Origin of the sequence: Pseudoclavibacter sp. RFBG4 (assembly GCF_002931515.1) — a bacterium.
Taxonomy (GTDB): Bacteria; Actinomycetota; Actinomycetes; order Actinomycetales; family Microbacteriaceae; genus Pseudoclavibacter.
Genome location: NZ_PSYC01000003.1, coordinates 18281 through 33676 on the forward strand (window position 1 = coordinate 18281; position 15396 = coordinate 33676).

A 15396-nucleotide genomic window follows, 5' to 3' on the forward strand; every position below is an offset into this window, starting at 1 on the left:
CTACTCGGCGGGAGCGCGACCGCCGATGAGGCGCGTCGCGCGTTCGGCCGTCTCGACGAGCATCGGGGCCCAGTCCTCGAGCATCTTCGGCTGGATGCGGGCGGCCGGCCCGCTCACTCCCAGCGCCATCCGCACCCGTCCGCTCGGCTCGAACACCGGGGCTGCCACCCCGACGAGGCCGTCGATGCGCTCGTTGCGGGTGATCGCGAACCCGTCTTCCCTGGTCTGCTCGAGCACGGCTCGCAGCTCGACCGGGTCGGTGATGGTGCTCGCCGCGAGGTCGGGGATCGGCCCGGCGAGGATGCTCTCGCGGAGGTCAGCGTTCCAGGCGAGCAGGACCCGCCCCGCGGAACCGACCGTGAGCGGCGCGACCTTGCCGACGTGGACATCCTGCTTCAGCTCATGCCGCGTCTCGTCGACGGCGATGCAGACGCGGTAATCGTCGTCGGCGCGGAAGAGGGTCGCGCTCTCGCCGGTCGCCTGACGCAGCTCGCGCAGGAGCGGCGCGAGCAGGTCGATCGCTTTGATGCCGCGGACGGCTGGCGCAGACCAGTACGCCATCCTCAGCCCGATCCGGAACCGGTCGTCGTCGCGGTCGAGGAAGCCCTGCGAGACGAGATTCGTCACGAGACGCTGCGTCGTGGAGGTGGGCAGGCCGGTCTTCGTGCGGATCTCCGCGAGCGACAGTGAGGGCGACTCGAGGGTGAAGCTGTCGAGGATGTCCGTGATCTTGCCGAGTACCAGCAGCGGGGCGACGCCCGAGTTTCCGGTGGCTGGCGGGGCTGCGCTGCCGGAATCAGTCATACATGGAATCTAGAGCATCGGCTCGCTCGATCGCCCACGACGGCGTGGTTCAGCGCTGGCCCTGAGCGTCGCCGCGCCGGAACGGGGCGAGCAGCTCGCGTCGGTCGCGCCACGCGGCGGTCGACCAGAGCGCCACCGCGATGAGCAGCACCTGGAACGGCAGGCGGATGAGCCGGGCCGCGTCGGTATCCAGGCCGAACGCATCCGTCCCCGTGACGTACTGGGAGATGTTCCCGGGGAAGACTGCCAGGAAGAACGCGGCGACGACGAAGCCGACGGCGACCCGCCAGCGGCCCGCCGCGATGAGCGCCAGCCCCAGCAGCACCTCGACGACGCCGGAGGCGAGCACGACGAAGTCCGCGTCGAGCGGCAGCCACGTCGGCACCTGCGCCTGGAACTCGGCGCGTGCGAACGACAGGTGCGCGGCCCCCGCGAACAGCAGGAACCCGCCGAGCACCACGCGGGCGATGACCCGCGGCACCGAGGTCCGGGGCGTGCGCCCCGCGTGCGCCGTGCGCGCGTCCTGTGGCGCGCTCTGTGGCGCGTTGGAGCCGGCCGGTCGGTGGTCTGCTGGCGGTGAGGTCTGCATCCGCCAAGTCTGCGCCCTCCGCTACGGGTGCACCTGCGGATTGACTTGGTGGATCTGCGGCGCCACCTGCGCCGGCGCGGGCTTGGGCGGCGCTAACTGCTTCGTCGCGAGGAGCACGGCCACGAAGATGAGCGGCACGATCCATCCGGTCCAGCCGAGGATCGTGGCCTGCGTCGTGTCGACCCGCTCGCCAGCCGCGGCGAACAGCAGGTACGAGCCGGCTGCGGCGTTGAAGGCACCGTGTGCGAGCGCGGCCGGCCACACCGATTCCGAGCGGATGCGCAGCCACGCGAACACGGCCCCGACGAGGATGCACATCACCGTCATCATGGTCAGCCCGAGCCAGCCAGGCGCATCCGCGTAGTTGTAGCCGAGGAGGATCAGCGGGGCGTGCCAGAGGCCCCAGATGACGCCCGAGATGAGCAGCGCGGGGACGGTGCCGAGCCTCAGGAGCTTCGGGAGCAGCCAGCCACGCCACCCCAGCTCCTCGCCGAGGGCGGGGATGAGGTTGAGGAACGCGCCGACGGGGATGCTCACGAGCTGCAGCAGCACGAGCACGACAATCGGGAGGGGGAGCTCGAGGTTGCCGACGCCCTCGGCGGCGAGCTGCTCGTCGAGCATCGCCTGGAAGCCGGAGAAGTTCACGAGGTCCATGGAGTAGACGCCGAAGAGGGCGCCGATGGGCAGGGCGGCGAAGATGAGGGCGACCGGGACGATGACGGCGAGCGCCAGGTACGCGATGAGTCTGCCCGCCGGCTTCAGCGGCACGAGGCCGAGCGTGCGCCACGGCCGTGCGGGGCGCTCGAGCGCGAACACCGTGACGAGGGCGGCGATTGCCGGGGTCAGCATCATGGCGATGGAGATGACGGGGAACCAGGGGTTGGCGAGCCCATCGCCGAGCCAGAGGGGGAGCGCGATCAGCCAGGAGAGGCCGAACGCCAACGCAAGGAAGACCCCGACGGAGAGCTTGTCACGGGTGGACGGGGTGGTCGGCGTTGTCGTCTGCACCGTTCCAGCCTGTCGTCACCGAGCGCGTCCTGTCAAAGAAACGCGAGCAACGCGGCGAGAAGTGGCAGCGGATGCGGAAAAGGGATGTTCCCGCCCGTTTCCGAGCGGGAGCATCCCTTCTGCGAGATCGAAGCGGAGGGCTACGCGGCCGCGCTGGTCGCGTTCACCTCGCCGACGAGCACCTCGAGGACGTCCTCGAGGAACAGGAGACCCGTCACCCTGCCGTCGGTGTCGAGGGCCTTGGCGACGTGCGCGCCGCGGTCGCGGAGCACCGCCATGGCGTCCTCGAGCTCCGCGTCGCGCGACACGGAGACGAGGCTCCGCAGTCGCTTCTGCGGGATGGGCGACGTGAAGGCGTCAGCACCCATGAGGTCCATGACGTCCTTCATGTGGATGTAGCTCGTCGGCTCGCCTCGCTCGTCGGTGACGACGTAGCGGGAGAAGCCGTGCTCGGCGACGGCCTTCTGCACGTCGATGGGGCGTGCGCCTGCCGGCAGGAGCACCATCTCGGCGATGGGCACATCCACGTCGCTGACCTTCTTCTCGGTGAACTCGAACGCGCCAGCGAGCGTGCCGGACGTGTCGCTCAGCGTTCCCTCTCGGGTCGACTGCTCGACGATCCCGGCCACCTCCTCGAGCGTGTACGTGCTCGTCGCCTCGTCCTTCGGCTCGACCTTGAAGAGGCGCAGCACGCCGTTCGCGATCGTGTTGAGGCTCCAGATGATCGGGTTGAAGATCTTGGAGACCACGACGAGGGGCGGGGCGAGAAGGAGCGACGCGCGGTCAGGCACCGAGAACGCGAGGTTCTTGGGGATCATCTCGCCGAACACGACGTGCAGGAACGTGACCAGCACGAGCGCGACCGCGAATGCGATGACGCTGATGGCTTCGGCCGACAGCGCGGTGAGCCCGAGCGGGATCTCGAGCAGGTGGTGGATGGCCGGCTCGGAGACGTTCAGGATGAGCAGCGAGCAGACGGTGATACCCAGCTGGCTCGTCGCCAGCATGAGCGTCGCGTGCTCCATCGCCCACAGGGTGGTCTTCGCGGCGCGGCTGCCCCGCTCGGCGAGGGGCTCGATCTGGGATCGCTTCGCCGAGATGACGGCGAACTCGGCGCCGACGAAGAAGGCGTTGCCGATGAGGAGGACGAACAGCCACAGGATTCCTGGCAGGTACTCACTCATTGGTCATCACCTCCTTGACTCGGTCGTGAGCTCTGTCGAGCGCAAGCTCCTGGTTCGTCATGAGGCTCTGGTCGCCGTCCGGTTCGTTGGGCAGGTACCGCACCCGCACGATGCGGGTGCCGTCGATGCGCTCGACGCGCAGCATGCCCGCCTCGATGGCGACCTCGTCGCCCAGTTCGGGGAGACGCTCGAGGGTGTCGGTGATGAAACCGCCGACGGTGTCGTAGTCGCCGTCCTCCGGCACCTCGATGGCGAGGCGGTCGAGGACTTCGTCTGGGCGCCAGGAGGCGTCGAACGTGACGGAGCGGCCGCGCCGGATGAACCCGGTCTGGTGTCGGTCGTGTTCGTCCTCGAGTTCCCCGACGATCTCCTCGACGAGGTCCTCGAGCGTGACGATGCCAGCGGTGCCGCCGTGCTCATCCACGACGACGGCGACCTGGTGGCGTTCGGCGCGCAGGAGGGTCAGCAGGGCGGATGCGCCCATCGACTCCGGCACGCGGAGCGCCTCGGTCTGCAGCTCGCCGGCGGTGACCTCGGTCTGCCGCTCCACGGCGACCGCGAACGCCTGCTTGGCGTGCACGAACCCCGTGATGTTGTCCGGGGTGCCGTCGACGACCGGGAACCGGGAGTAGCCGGTCTCGATGGCGAGGGTGATGATCGCCTGCGCCGTGTCGTCGACTTCCACGCTCGCCATGCGCACGCGGGGCGTCATGACGTCGGACGCGTCGTGCTCGGCGAACTTGAGGGTGCGCCGCAGCAGGGCCGCGTCGTCTTCCTCGAGCAGGCCGGAGAGCGCGGAGTGGCGGATGAGGTACGACAGCTCGTCGGCGCTTCTGGCACCGGAGAGCTCCTCCTTGGGCTCGATGCCCATGGAGCGGATGATGGCGTTCGCGGTGTTGTTCAGGAGCAGGATCACGGGCTTGAACACCGTCGTGAAGAGCGCCTGGAACGGGATGACGACCTTCGCGGTCGCCCGGGGAAGGGCGAGTGCGAAGTTCTTCGGGACGAGCTCGCCGATGATCATCGAGAACAGCGTCGCGAGAATGATGCCGACGATAGCCCCCGCGACGGGCACGAGGCCCGCGGGAACGCCGAGGCCGGTGAGGGGTTCCTCGAGGAGGGAGCTGACGGCCGGCTCGAACGTGTATCCCGTGAGCAGGGTCGTGAGCGTGATCCCGAGCTGCGCGCTGGAGAGGTGTGTCGACGTGATCTTCAGGGCCTTGATGGTGGGCCCGAGTCGCTTCTCTCCGCGGCTTTGCCGTTTCTCGAGTTCGTTTCGGTCGAGGTTGACGAGCGCGAATTCACTCGCGACGAACAACCCGGTTCCTACTGTGAGAACGAGGCCGATGCCGAGCATCACCCATTCGTTCATGCGTGGTGCCTCCAGACTGTGGCGGCCGAGGGTTCGGCCGGAACGTCGAGAGGCTTGGGACTATGACTGGGAGGGTCTTCCATGAGGAGAGATTCTAGTTGCCCTTCGTTTGCCCGCAACTCGGCAAGCTGGGGATCCGCCGGGTCAGGAGCGAGCGAGCTGGGCCTCTTCGCGGCCCTGGGAGGTCCAGGCGGGGTCGGCGGAGCGGTGACCGGCGACCTGGTCGGCGAGCGCGTCCAGCTGCTGCAGCTGCTCGCCGTTCAGCTCGAGGCCGATGGCACGCAGGTTCTCGTCGACGCGCTGCGGGCTGCGGGTTCCGGGGATGGGGGAGACGCGCACGCCGAACTCCGCCGACTTCGCGTAGACCCAGGCGAGGGCCACCTCGGCGACCGAGACGTGGCGGTCGTGCACTTCGCTGAGCTGCTGGGCGACGGCGGCGACCTCGCCGGCAAGCGCGCGGTTCACGGGCAGGTTCTCGGGGAAGAAGCGGGGGAAGTTGGCGCGCACATTGGGGGAGACGGCGTCGAGCTCCGCCCAGGAATCGGTGAGCAGGCCGCGGCTGACAGGCGAGTAGGGCACGAACCCGGCTCCGACCTCGCGGATGGCGGGGATGACGTGCGCCTCCAGGTCGCGGCTGAAGATGCTGTACTCGCTCTGCACCGCAGCGATCGGGTGGATGGCGGCCGCGCGGATGATCTCAGCGCCCGTCGGCTCGCTCAGCCCGATGTGGCGGACCTTGCCTTCGGTGACGAGCTCGGAGACGAACCCGACCGTGTCCTCGATCGGTACGTTCGGGTCGACGCGGTGCTGGTAGTAGAGGTCGATGTGGTCGGTGCCGAGACGCGTGAGGGAGAGCTCGACCTGCTCGCGGACGTGCTCGCGGTCGCCGCGCACGCCGCGCTTGCCAACGCCGTCGCCCTTCGTGATGCCGAACTTCGTGGCGAGCTGGATGCGCTCCCGCTGTGCCGGGAAGATCTTCGCGATGGTGCTCTCGCTGCGGCCGTCGCCGTAGATGTTGGCGGTGTCGAGGAACGTGATGCCCGCATCCACCGAATGCTGCAGCGTGCGCAGCGCCTGCGCGTCGTCGATGGGCCCGTAGGCATCGCTGAGGCTCATCGCGCCGTAACCCTGCACGGTCGTCACGAGGCCGTCGCCGAGGAGTGTCGTGGGGAGCTGGCCTGCCGAGCTGTTCGTCATGGCGTCAAGTCTTGTGCTGACCACCGACATTTCGCCAGCGAGCCGCGCCCCGGGGGTAACACTCGGGGCGCGGCTCGCTACCTCGCCACGTTGAAGGCGACGAGCCGAGCCGAGCCGTCGTGCTGCACGTCGATCGCCGTGAGGCTCGGCGCGGCGACGGGCTCGATGAGGTCCGCGGTGAGTCCGATGTAGCGCGCGAGGACCGCGCGGATCGTGCCACCGTGGGTGACGACCAGCACGGGTCCTGGCCGCCTGGCGGCATCGGCGACGGCGCCCTCGATGCGGGCTCGAAGCGCTGGCGCCGATTCGCCGCCAGGCGGCACGAGCCGCCCCGCACGCCACTCGGCGTAGTCCGGCCCGATCTCCGCTGGCACGCGCCCCTCCCATTCGCCGAGCGTCGCCTCCGCCCAGCGCTCGTCGATCGACGGCTCGAGATCGCTGAGGGCCGACGCTGTGGAGCGAGCACGGAGCAGCGGCGAGGCGACCACGCTGGAGGGTGCCCACACCGAGACGGCATTGCGCAGCGCCGCGGCATCCGCTCGGCCCTTGGCGGTGAGGTCGATGTCGGTGCGTCCCTGCAGGCGGCGCTCGGCGGTCCACGAGGTCGCGCCGTGGCGGACCAGCAGCAGCGCGGTCATCGGGCCGCCCCCGCGAGCTCGGTCCCCGCCGCGTCCCCGGTGGCAGCGAGCCGCGAGCCGTCCGCCGAGAAGATCGCGTCCGGACGCTCCGGCGGCTGCAGGCGCGTCGCCTCGCCAGGCTGGTGGGCCCGGTCGGTGACGATCGAGAGGCGGTCTGCGCCCGTGAGGCCCGTCGTGATCCATCGTCCCGCGACCGGGGTCGACTCGAGCACCTCGAACTCGAGGAGCCCGCCGGGTCCGACCGAGATCGACTCCGGCGCGTACATGGCGTGCAGCGTCTCCCCGTCCGGGACGCCGGGCACCTCGGCGAGCGGCGCCACGCCTCGGAAGAGGCGCCCCCGACCGACCTCACCGCGGAGCATGACCTTCGCGGGGCTCCCCAGGAAGGAGGCGACGAACGCGGTCGCGGGTCGATCGAGCAGCTCCTGCGGCGTGCCGAACTGCTCGATCGCCCCATCACGCATCACCGCGATGTGGGTCGCCATGGCAAGCGCCTCCATCTGGTCGTGCGTGACGTACACGCTCGTCGCACCGCTCAGCCGGTGCACCTTCACGAGCTCGGCCCGCGTGTCGAGCCGCAGGCGCGCGTCCAGATTCGAGAGGGGCTCGTCGAAGAGCAGCACGCCGGGCTTCGGCGCGACGGTGCGGGCGATGGCGACGCGCTGCTGCTGGCCGCCGGAGAGCTCGGCGGGGAAGCGATCGGCGAGGCCATCGAGCTCGAGCATGCCGAGCACCTCGGCGACTCGAGCGTCACGCTCGGCGGAACCCCAGCCGGCGACCTTGAGCGGCCAGCCGATGTTGTCGCGCACGCGCATGTGCGGCCACAGTGCGTAGCTCTGGAACACCATGCCGAGCCCGCGCTTGCTCGCCGGCACGGACGCGCCCGTGTCGCCGTCGGCGACGACCCGGTCGCCGAAGCGGATGCGCCCCGCCGTCGGCTCCTCGAGCCCCGCGAGCATGCGCAGCGTCGTGGTCTTCCCGCATCCGGAGGGCCCGAGCAGCACGACGAAGGCGCCGTCCGGGATATCGAGATCGATGTCGCGCACCGCGCGCTGGCGGCCGAACGCCTTCGCGAGGCGGTCGAGGGTGATGGCGGTCACGTGGTGCTCCCGGCGTTTCGGTCGCCCTGCAGTCTGCGGGCGAGGAGGGTGGCGGCCACCGAGATGGCGGCGATGATGAGGGTGATGGCGTTGGCGTGCTGGGTGAACCCCTCGGAGGCGTACCGGAAGGTCATGGTCGAGAGCAGCGGGGTGGCTGGCGTGACGAGCAGCACGACAAGCGACAGGTCGCGCACCATGGTCACGAAGACGAGCACGCCTCCGCCCACCACGCCCCTGGCCGAGAGGGGTAGCAGGATGCGCGCCAGCCGTCGCGGTCCACGGGCCCCGGCGACGGTCGCTGCCTCCTCGAGCTCGCTCGAGACCTGGCCGAGTGCGGCCCGTGAGGTCTGGAACGCGAACGGGACGCTCGCCGCGACGCCGGCGAGGATCAGGATCCAGAAGGTGCCGTAGAGCGAGGGGAGCGGGCCGATCGGCGTTCCGAACTGCGCGATGAACGCGGCCCCGAATGCGACGCCTGGGATGAGGAAGGGCACGTACGACAGGAACGAGATCGTCCCGGACGTGACGCGCGCTCGCGGGAGGCGACGCAGCACGTAGGCGCCGAGCACGCCGAGCACGATCGCCCCGACCGCGACGGAGGCCCCGAGCGCGAGGGTGCCGCCGAGCGCGGTGATGACGGTCGGGTCGGTGAGGATGCCCCGCACGCCCTGCGCGATGCCGGGGTCGGACCCGCCGGTCCAGAAGTGCAGCGTGAAGCCGCCGTCGACGCGCCCCGTGCGCCGCAGCACGGTGCTCACGGCGAGCACGATGCCGGGGACGATCGCCGTGACCAGCACCAGCGTGGATGCGGCGACGAGCAGCGGGATGCGCCAGACGCCGGTCCGCACGGCTCGGGCCCGCGTCGCCTTGCCGGTGAGCGTCGCGAACGAGCCGCGCCCCGTGGCCTTCGTGCCGAGGAAGAGCACGGCGGCCGCGATGACGACGAGGAGGATCGAGAGCACGTAGCCGCGTTCGACGTCGCCCGTCGAGATGGACCCGTAGAGGCGGGTGCTCAGGGTCTGGAAGCGGACGGGCAGGCCGAGGAGGGCTGGCACGGCGAAGTTGCTGACCCCTTCGGCGAAGGCCAGCAGGAACCCGGAGAGGAGCGCGGGGGCGACCGAGGGCAGCGTCACGCGGAGGGCGATCCGCAGCCTGGAGGCCCCGGTCAGCTCGGCGGCCGCGAGCAGGTCCCCGCCGACGTTCGCGAGGGCTGCGGCGACGACGAGGAAGGACAGCGAGAAGTAGTGCGCGACGAGCGTGAGCGTGATCGGCACGGCTCCCCAGGCCAGCGCATCCGGAACCGCGATGCCGAACGACTGGAGAAGGCCGGGGGAGCCGCCGATGCGGTCGTTGCGGAAGACCGTCTCCCAGGCGAGCGCGATGGCGAAGCTCGGCAGGGCGAAGGGCACGGCGGCGAGCGCGCCGATGATCTTCCGGCCGGGCACGTCGCTCATGACGACGACCCAGGCGAGGAACGCGCCGATCACGGTCGAGAGGAGTCCCGTTCCGAGGCCGACGAGCAGAGAGTTCCCGAGCGGCTGCCAGAAGAGGTTGCCCGCGATGCGCCCGACGAACACGTCGCCCCATGCGCCGGCACCTCGTTCGCCGACGGTCGCGGCGACGAGGCCGCCGAGGGGGAGCGCCACGAGGACGACGAGGATGGCGATGACGACCGCCGCGAGCACGCCGATGCGGCCTCGCGATGCGACCGTCCGCCAACCGCGGCCCCGCGCAGGGGTGGGGCCGCGGCCGACGGACGTGGCGAGGAGCGTCACTGGATGCTGAGGAGGAAGTCGGCGATCTCGTCGCGGCGCTCGGCGGACGACTCCGGCTCGATGCGCCACGCGCCGAGCTCGTCGAGCGAGACGGCGTCGGCTGGCGCGACCACGTCGCTGCGCGTCGGGTAGTCGCCTGCGACGTAGAACGGCTCGAAGCCCTCTCCGCCCGTCTCGGTGTCATCGCCCATCATGTAGTCGATGAGGAGTCGCGCGGCTGCCGGGTTCTGGGCGTTCGCGGTGACGCCGAGCATCGCGGGGAATGCGATGCCGGGCGACGGGGCGACGTTCGCGGCCACCTGCAGCGCCCATCCCTCGTCCTCGTTGTCGCGGCGGTCGGAGTACGAGGTGAAGCCGACGGGAGGGTTCGCCTGGCCGGTGGCGCCGATCGCGGCGTTGACCGTGTCGGTGTCGTCGACGAGCACGACGTCGTTCGCGTAGAGCTCGGAGATGAACTGCAGGCCCGCATCGTCCACGCCCTCGTCGAGCACGACCGGCGTGCCGAAGTGCTCCTCGTAGGCGGCGGCCATCTCGTCGGCGCGCAGCGACATCTCGGTCACGAGGTCGAGGTAGTCGCCGCGCACGTTCGGGTCGACCATGACGACCTTGCCCGCCCAGGCCGGCTCGGTCAGCTCCCACAGGTTGTCGACCGGGGCGCCATCCGGATGTGCCTCCTCGTTGTACATGAGCACCTTCGTCGAGAGGCGGTTCGCGACGAGGGGCGCCTGGAACTCGGCGGGCAGCGACTCGGCGACGCGCGGCGGCACGTAGGGGGTCAGCACGCCGTCGGCGAGCAGCTCGGTGACGACGACCGGGGCGTCGCTCACGTAGGCGACATCCGCGGTCGTGCTGCCCGCGGTGTGCTCGCTCGCGAGTCGCTGGATGAGCTCGGTCGAGGAGAGGTCGCTCGAGACGACGTCGATGCCGGGGTAGGCGGCCTCGAAGCTCTCCTCGATGCTCGCGATGCGGCTCGTGAAGGCGTACACGGAGACCGTGCCCTCCTCTTCGGCCATCGCGACGAGCTCGTCGTGGCTGAGGGAGTCCCAGTCGACTGCGGATGCCGCGTCGTCGCCGGTGGTCGGGGTGGTGGAGCATCCGGCGAGAAGCGCGAGGGCGGTGAGCGCCGCGGCGGACGTCACGAGAGGGCGGGCGGGGAAGCGCATGGGTGTTCCTTCGTTGTCTGTGGAGCGCAGAGCGGAGAGGGGTGGATGCGTCGATGCGTATCCGGGTGCGGGGTGAGGCAGATCGTGGTGCTGGTCAGGAGTCGAAGCGGTCGAGGAGCGTGCCGAGGCGGTCGAGGGAGCGCAGGGAGGGCTCGGCGCGGCGGGCGATGGTGAGGATGAGGGCGTTGCTGATCGCCATGGGCACGGTCAGGGAGAGGTAGTCGTCGCTGCCGCCGCGGGGCGCGGCGATGATGGTCGACGGGCGCGGCGCGGGCCACACGACGGTGTCGGTGATGAGGGCGCTGTGCGCGCCCGCCTCGGCCGCTACGTCGAGCAGCGGCCCGAGCACGGCGGGCGCCCGGCGGAAGGCGAATGCCAGGAGGAGGTCGCCCGCCGAGAGCCGCGCGATCCGCTCGGCGATGTCGCGGCGCGACCCCGTGAGCTGCACGGTGCGCATCCCGAAGCGCTGCAGGCGGCGGCTCATGAGGTCGACGAGCACGGTCGCGTTGCCCTGCGCGAAGAGGTGCACCTCGCCGGCGCGCAGCACCTGCTCGGCGAGCGCATCCAGCTCGCCCTGCTGCACGTGGCGGGGGAGGTCGGAGAGCGCAGCGAGCTCGTCGGCGACGAATCCACCGAGCACGTCGCTCGCCTGATGCCGCTCGAGGCGACCCCTGATGCGCTGCGAGGGGCCGTCGCCGGCGTGGTAGTCGGCGCGCAGCGCATCCCGAAGCTGCGGGTAGCCCTCGAAGCCGAGCCGCTGCGCGAGCCGGGTCGCCGCGGACTGGTGCAGCTGGAGCGGGCCGGTCAGCTCGGCCGCGCTCCAGAAGGTGGCCTCGAGCGGCTGCGACTGCAGGGCCGAGACGAGCCGACGGTCGGTCGGCGTGAGCAGGTGACCCTGCTGCTTGGCGAGGCTGATGATGAGCACGCGAGGAACGCTAAGTGCAAAAGAACTTGCAATGGGTGCAAGTCCTGCACGTTCACGTGCCGTTCATCGAGTGTCCGATTCGGCGTTCCCTGACGCGCCGCCGGAGCGCCGCGGAGCTCGCTGCTACGCGCTCGCCTGCTTCACCTTGCTCGGCACTGGCAGCATCATGAGGAAGCCGACGGCGAGCACGATGCCGATGCCGATGATGCCCATCTTCGGGTTGCCGGAGAGGAACACGAAGAGGCTGAACAGGGCGGGGGTGATGAAGCTCGCGACGCGGTTCGTGGTGGCGTAGAGGCCGAACAGCTCGCCCTCGCGCCCGGGAGGCGTCGCGCGCGACAGGTAGGAGCGACTCGCCGCCTGCGCGGGCCCCACGAAGAGGCACAGGGCGAGGCCGAAGATCCAGAACACGGTCTGCTCGGACGGCAGGAAGAGGAGCACCACGGAGAACGCGGTGAGCGACACGAGCGAGGCCATGATGACGAGCTTCGGGCCGAAGCGGTCGTCGAACCAGCCGGCAGCGAGCGTGCCGAGGCCGGCGACGAGGTTCGCGGCGACCGCGAAGTAGATGACCTCGCTCGGCGCGAAGCCGTACACCTGCGCCGCGAGGATCGCCCCGAACGCGAAGATCGCCTGCAAGCCGTCGCGGAAGACGGCGCTCGCGGCGAGGAACAGGAGCAGCTTCGGGTCGCTCTTCGCGAGCTTCCCGATCACGCGGAAGAGAACGCCGTAGGAGGCGAGGAAGCCCACCTTCGGGCGGTTCTCGTCCTTCGCGATCTCCGGCACCTTGAACATGACGGGGAGCGCGAAGACGACGTACCAGACGGCCGCGAGCACGATGGCGAAGCGGATGTCGAGCGCGCCCCCATCCACCCCGCTCGGCACTCCGAGCACTCCGTTCCGGCCCTCCGCGCCGAACGACTGGATGAACAGCACGAGCAGCAGCACGAGCAGCACGATGCTGCCCAGGTAGCCGAGGCCCCAGCCGATGCCGGAGATGCGGCCCACGTTCTTGGGCGTCGACACCTGCGAGAGCATGGCGTTGTAGTTGACGCCGCTCAGCTCGGCGAAGATCGTGCCGACCGCGAGCAGCAGAGCGCCCCAGAAGAGGTACTCCTCGCCCGGCTGGATGAAGAACATCGCCAGCATGATGAGCACCGTGATGCCCGTGAAGATGCCCAGCCACAGCTTCCGCTTGCCCGAGCCGTCCGAGCGCTGTCCGAGGACCGGCGCGATGAGTGCGACGAGCAGTCCAGCGACGGTGCTCAGGTTCGCGATGACGTTCGTGGATGCGGCCTGAGCCGCCAGGTACTGCGGGTCGAGCGGGTTCGCGTCGCCCAGCGCCGCGACCTGCGGGTCGATGAAGAGGTCGCTCGCGAGGTAGGTCGCGAAGACGAACGTGACGACGACGGCCTGGAAGGCGGAATTGCCGACGTCCCACAGCGCCCACGCCGTCGCGCGCCTCTTCAGCTCCTTGGGCGTGACCGCCGCCCCGCCGTCGACGGTCTCGACTCGCCCGCTCGGGGTCGGGTCGCTGGAGGAGGGGGCGCCATCGTCGGCGCGGCCTGGGAGTGCCATGCGCGGAGTCTATGCGCGCCAGGCGGCGCGCAGGCGAACGCGCGGACGGTGGGGTCCGCGTGGACGTCTGCGCTCCGGTCCGGCCCGGTCCGGCCAACTTCCGTGATGGTTCGGGGCTGCCCGCCCGGATGGACGTCAGTCGGGCCGAAGCATCACGGAAGTTGGCCACTGCAGTGCAGCGCTGCGTGCAGGCGCGCCGCCGGCGGCTACTGTCCGAGCCAGGTGTCGTAGAAGTACGGGCGGCCGACGGCGTTGGTCTCGATGCCGTGCACCTCGGGGCTCGTGACGAACACCTGGTAGTTGTCGACGATCGGCACCGTGTAGGCCTCCTCGAGGACGCTCTCCTGCAGCTTCGCGAGGTTCGCCGCGCGTTCATCGGTGCCGTTCGCGGTCTGGGAGACGCCAAGCAGCTGCTCCTCGAGCTCGCCGCCCGTCAGCTGGAACTGGTTGGTGTAGTCCTGCCCCCAGTACTGGCGCAGCGTCGTCGCGTCCAGGAACGAGTTGGCTACGGGGAAGATCGGGGTGCCGCCCGCCGCGAAGACATCGCTGTACGTGCTCGCATCCGTCTGGCGGATCTCGAGCTGGATGCCGATCGCCTTGAGCTGCTGGGCGGCGAGCTCGAGGATCTGGCCGGAGCCGTTCACGAACGGCGACGTGTATGCGGGGATCGTCAGGCGCGTGCCGTCCTTCACCCGGTAGCCGTCGCCGTCCTTCTCGGTCCAGCCGGACTCGTCGAGGAGCGAGTTCGAGAGGTCCTGGTCGAAGGCGAGCTTCTCGCTCAGGTCGACCCAGCCTGGCGTCGCGGCCTGCACGGAGGAGGTCGCCGGCTTCCAGTTGGCGTTGAAGACGGTGTCGACGATCTCCTGACGGTTCACGCCGTGCTGGATGGCCTGGCGCACGTTCACGTCGTCCGTGATCTCGGCGTTGGGTCGCAGCACGAAGTTGATGGGCGTGCCGAGGTACTCGCCGTAGATGACGTTGAAGCCACCGTCGATGAGGCGCTGCTCCTCGCTGGGCTGCACGAAGTGCACGGAGTCGACCTGGCCGGACTCGAGGGCGCCCTGGCGTGCGGAGTCCTCCTCGAGCACGTTGAAGGTGATGGAGTCGAGGTAGGCGGGGCCCTCGTGGTCGAACGCCTCGCTGGCCCAGTCGTAGTCGGCGCGCTTCGTGAGCACGATCTCGCGCTCGGGCACCTGCGACTCGAAGACGAACGCTCCGGTGCCGACGACGTTCGCGAGGTCCGCCTGCTCCTCGAGCGGCAGGTCGATGGTGCTCTCGCCGAGGATGCCGGCCGCGAAGAAGCCGAGACTGGGGATGAACCCGCGGTTGGGTGCGCTGAGGGTGACGAGCACGGTCGTGTCGTCGACGGCCTCGGCGCTCGCGAATTCTCCGGGGACGATCGGCGAGCGGGTGATGCCCTTGCTGTCGTCGCCGAGGCCGAGCACCTCGAGGTTCTTCGCGACGATGTCGGCGTTCAGCGGCGTGCCGTCCGAGAAGGTCACGCCATCGCGCAGCTTCAGCGTGTACTGAAGTCCGTCCTCGCTCTCCTCCCACGACTCGGCCAGCCACGGGTGCACCTCGCCCGTGTTGTCGACGTAGACGAGCGTCTCGACGAGCTGCGTCCACACCTGGCTCTTGTACCAGTTGTTCGACTGCTGCTGCTGCCACCCGTCGGCGATGGCGGTGACGGCGTGCACGAGGTCGCCGCCGGCGACGGGGGTGTCGGAACCCGCGCTCGCGGTGCTCTGCCCGGTCGCGCATCCGCTGAGGAGGAGGGAAGTGAGGGCCGCGCCGATGACGGCTGCGGAGAAGGTGGAGCGGCGTCTGTTCATGACGGTCCTGTCGTGGGTGGATGCGTTGCGAGAGCCCGAGGGCGGCCAGCCTGAGTGGCGGGCTGGCGTGAGCGTGGCAGGTAGCTCAGGCGGCGTCCAGGAAGCGCGTAACAGTGGGGCCGGGGCTGAACTCGCGTGACTCCACGCGTGAACTCGTTGCCTCGTGTGTCTCGTGTCCCGTGACTCGTGTGACTCGTCAAGACTTGAGTCGTTCCCACTCAACTCTCAGCC

Annotated in this window: 13 protein-coding genes; all 13 read right to left on the reverse strand. The window is 70.0% G+C overall.

From position 1 onward, the window contains the following. Nucleotides 1-804, reverse strand: coding sequence for an IclR family transcriptional regulator (locus C5E10_RS00895; RefSeq protein ID WP_104243688.1), 804 nt, complete (start codon nt 802-804; stop codon nt 1-3). 49 nt (nt 805-853) lie between these two features. After that, on the reverse strand, nt 854-1393 hold the full coding sequence (locus C5E10_RS00900; protein WP_258070947.1) for a hypothetical protein: 540 nt from the start codon (nt 1391-1393) through the stop codon (nt 854-856). Between the two features lie 21 nt (nt 1394-1414). Continuing rightward, the gene (locus C5E10_RS00905; protein WP_104330033.1) at nt 1415-2401 is read right to left on the reverse strand and encodes a CPBP family intramembrane glutamic endopeptidase; all 987 of its coding nucleotides are present in this window, start codon (nt 2399-2401) and stop codon (nt 1415-1417) included. A gap of 140 nt (nt 2402-2541) precedes the next feature. Continuing rightward, on the reverse strand, nt 2542-3585 hold the full coding sequence (locus C5E10_RS00910; protein ID WP_104243684.1) for a hemolysin family protein: 1044 nt from the start codon (nt 3583-3585) through the stop codon (nt 2542-2544). After that, nucleotides 3578-4957 (reverse strand): hemolysin family protein, encoded by a 1380-nt coding sequence (locus C5E10_RS00915; protein ID WP_104330034.1) that lies wholly within the window; start codon nt 4955-4957, stop codon nt 3578-3580. The genes C5E10_RS00910 and C5E10_RS00915 overlap by 8 nt, the downstream gene beginning before the upstream one ends. Nucleotides 4958-5101: 144 nt before the next feature. Next, entirely contained in the window at nt 5102-6154 is a 1053-nt protein-coding gene (locus C5E10_RS00920) for an aldo/keto reductase (RefSeq protein WP_104330035.1), read from the reverse strand. A 77-nt stretch (nt 6155-6231) separates the two neighbouring features. Beyond that, nucleotides 6232-6792, reverse strand: coding sequence for a histidine phosphatase family protein (locus tag C5E10_RS00925; protein ID WP_104330036.1), 561 nt, complete (start codon nt 6790-6792; stop codon nt 6232-6234). Continuing rightward, nucleotides 6789-7892, reverse strand: coding sequence for an ABC transporter ATP-binding protein (locus C5E10_RS00930; RefSeq protein WP_104330037.1), 1104 nt, complete (start codon nt 7890-7892; stop codon nt 6789-6791). The genes C5E10_RS00925 and C5E10_RS00930 overlap by 4 nt, the downstream gene beginning before the upstream one ends. Then, nucleotides 7889-9667: an iron ABC transporter permease gene (locus C5E10_RS00935; protein ID WP_104330038.1), complete on the reverse strand. Its 1779-nt coding sequence runs from the start codon at nt 9665-9667 to the stop codon at nt 7889-7891. The genes C5E10_RS00930 and C5E10_RS00935 overlap by 4 nt, the downstream gene beginning before the upstream one ends. Then, on the reverse strand, nt 9664-10830 hold the full coding sequence (locus C5E10_RS00940) for an ABC transporter substrate-binding protein (RefSeq protein WP_104330039.1): 1167 nt from the start codon (nt 10828-10830) through the stop codon (nt 9664-9666). The genes C5E10_RS00935 and C5E10_RS00940 overlap by 4 nt, the downstream gene beginning before the upstream one ends. A gap of 94 nt (nt 10831-10924) precedes the next feature. Continuing rightward, nucleotides 10925-11755: a MurR/RpiR family transcriptional regulator gene (locus C5E10_RS00945; RefSeq protein WP_104330040.1), complete on the reverse strand. Its 831-nt coding sequence runs from the start codon at nt 11753-11755 to the stop codon at nt 10925-10927. Between the two features lie 123 nt (nt 11756-11878). After that, nucleotides 11879-13333 carry an MFS transporter gene (locus C5E10_RS00950; protein WP_104330041.1) on the reverse strand — a complete coding sequence of 485 codons (1455 nt, stop codon included), beginning with the start codon at nt 13331-13333 and terminating at the stop codon, nt 11879-11881. A 206-nt stretch (nt 13334-13539) separates the two neighbouring features. Further along, nucleotides 13540-15165, reverse strand: a complete 1626-nt coding sequence (locus C5E10_RS00955) for an ABC transporter substrate-binding protein (protein WP_104330042.1) — start codon at nt 15163-15165, stop codon at nt 13540-13542. Nucleotides 15166-15396: the final 231 nt, after the last annotated feature.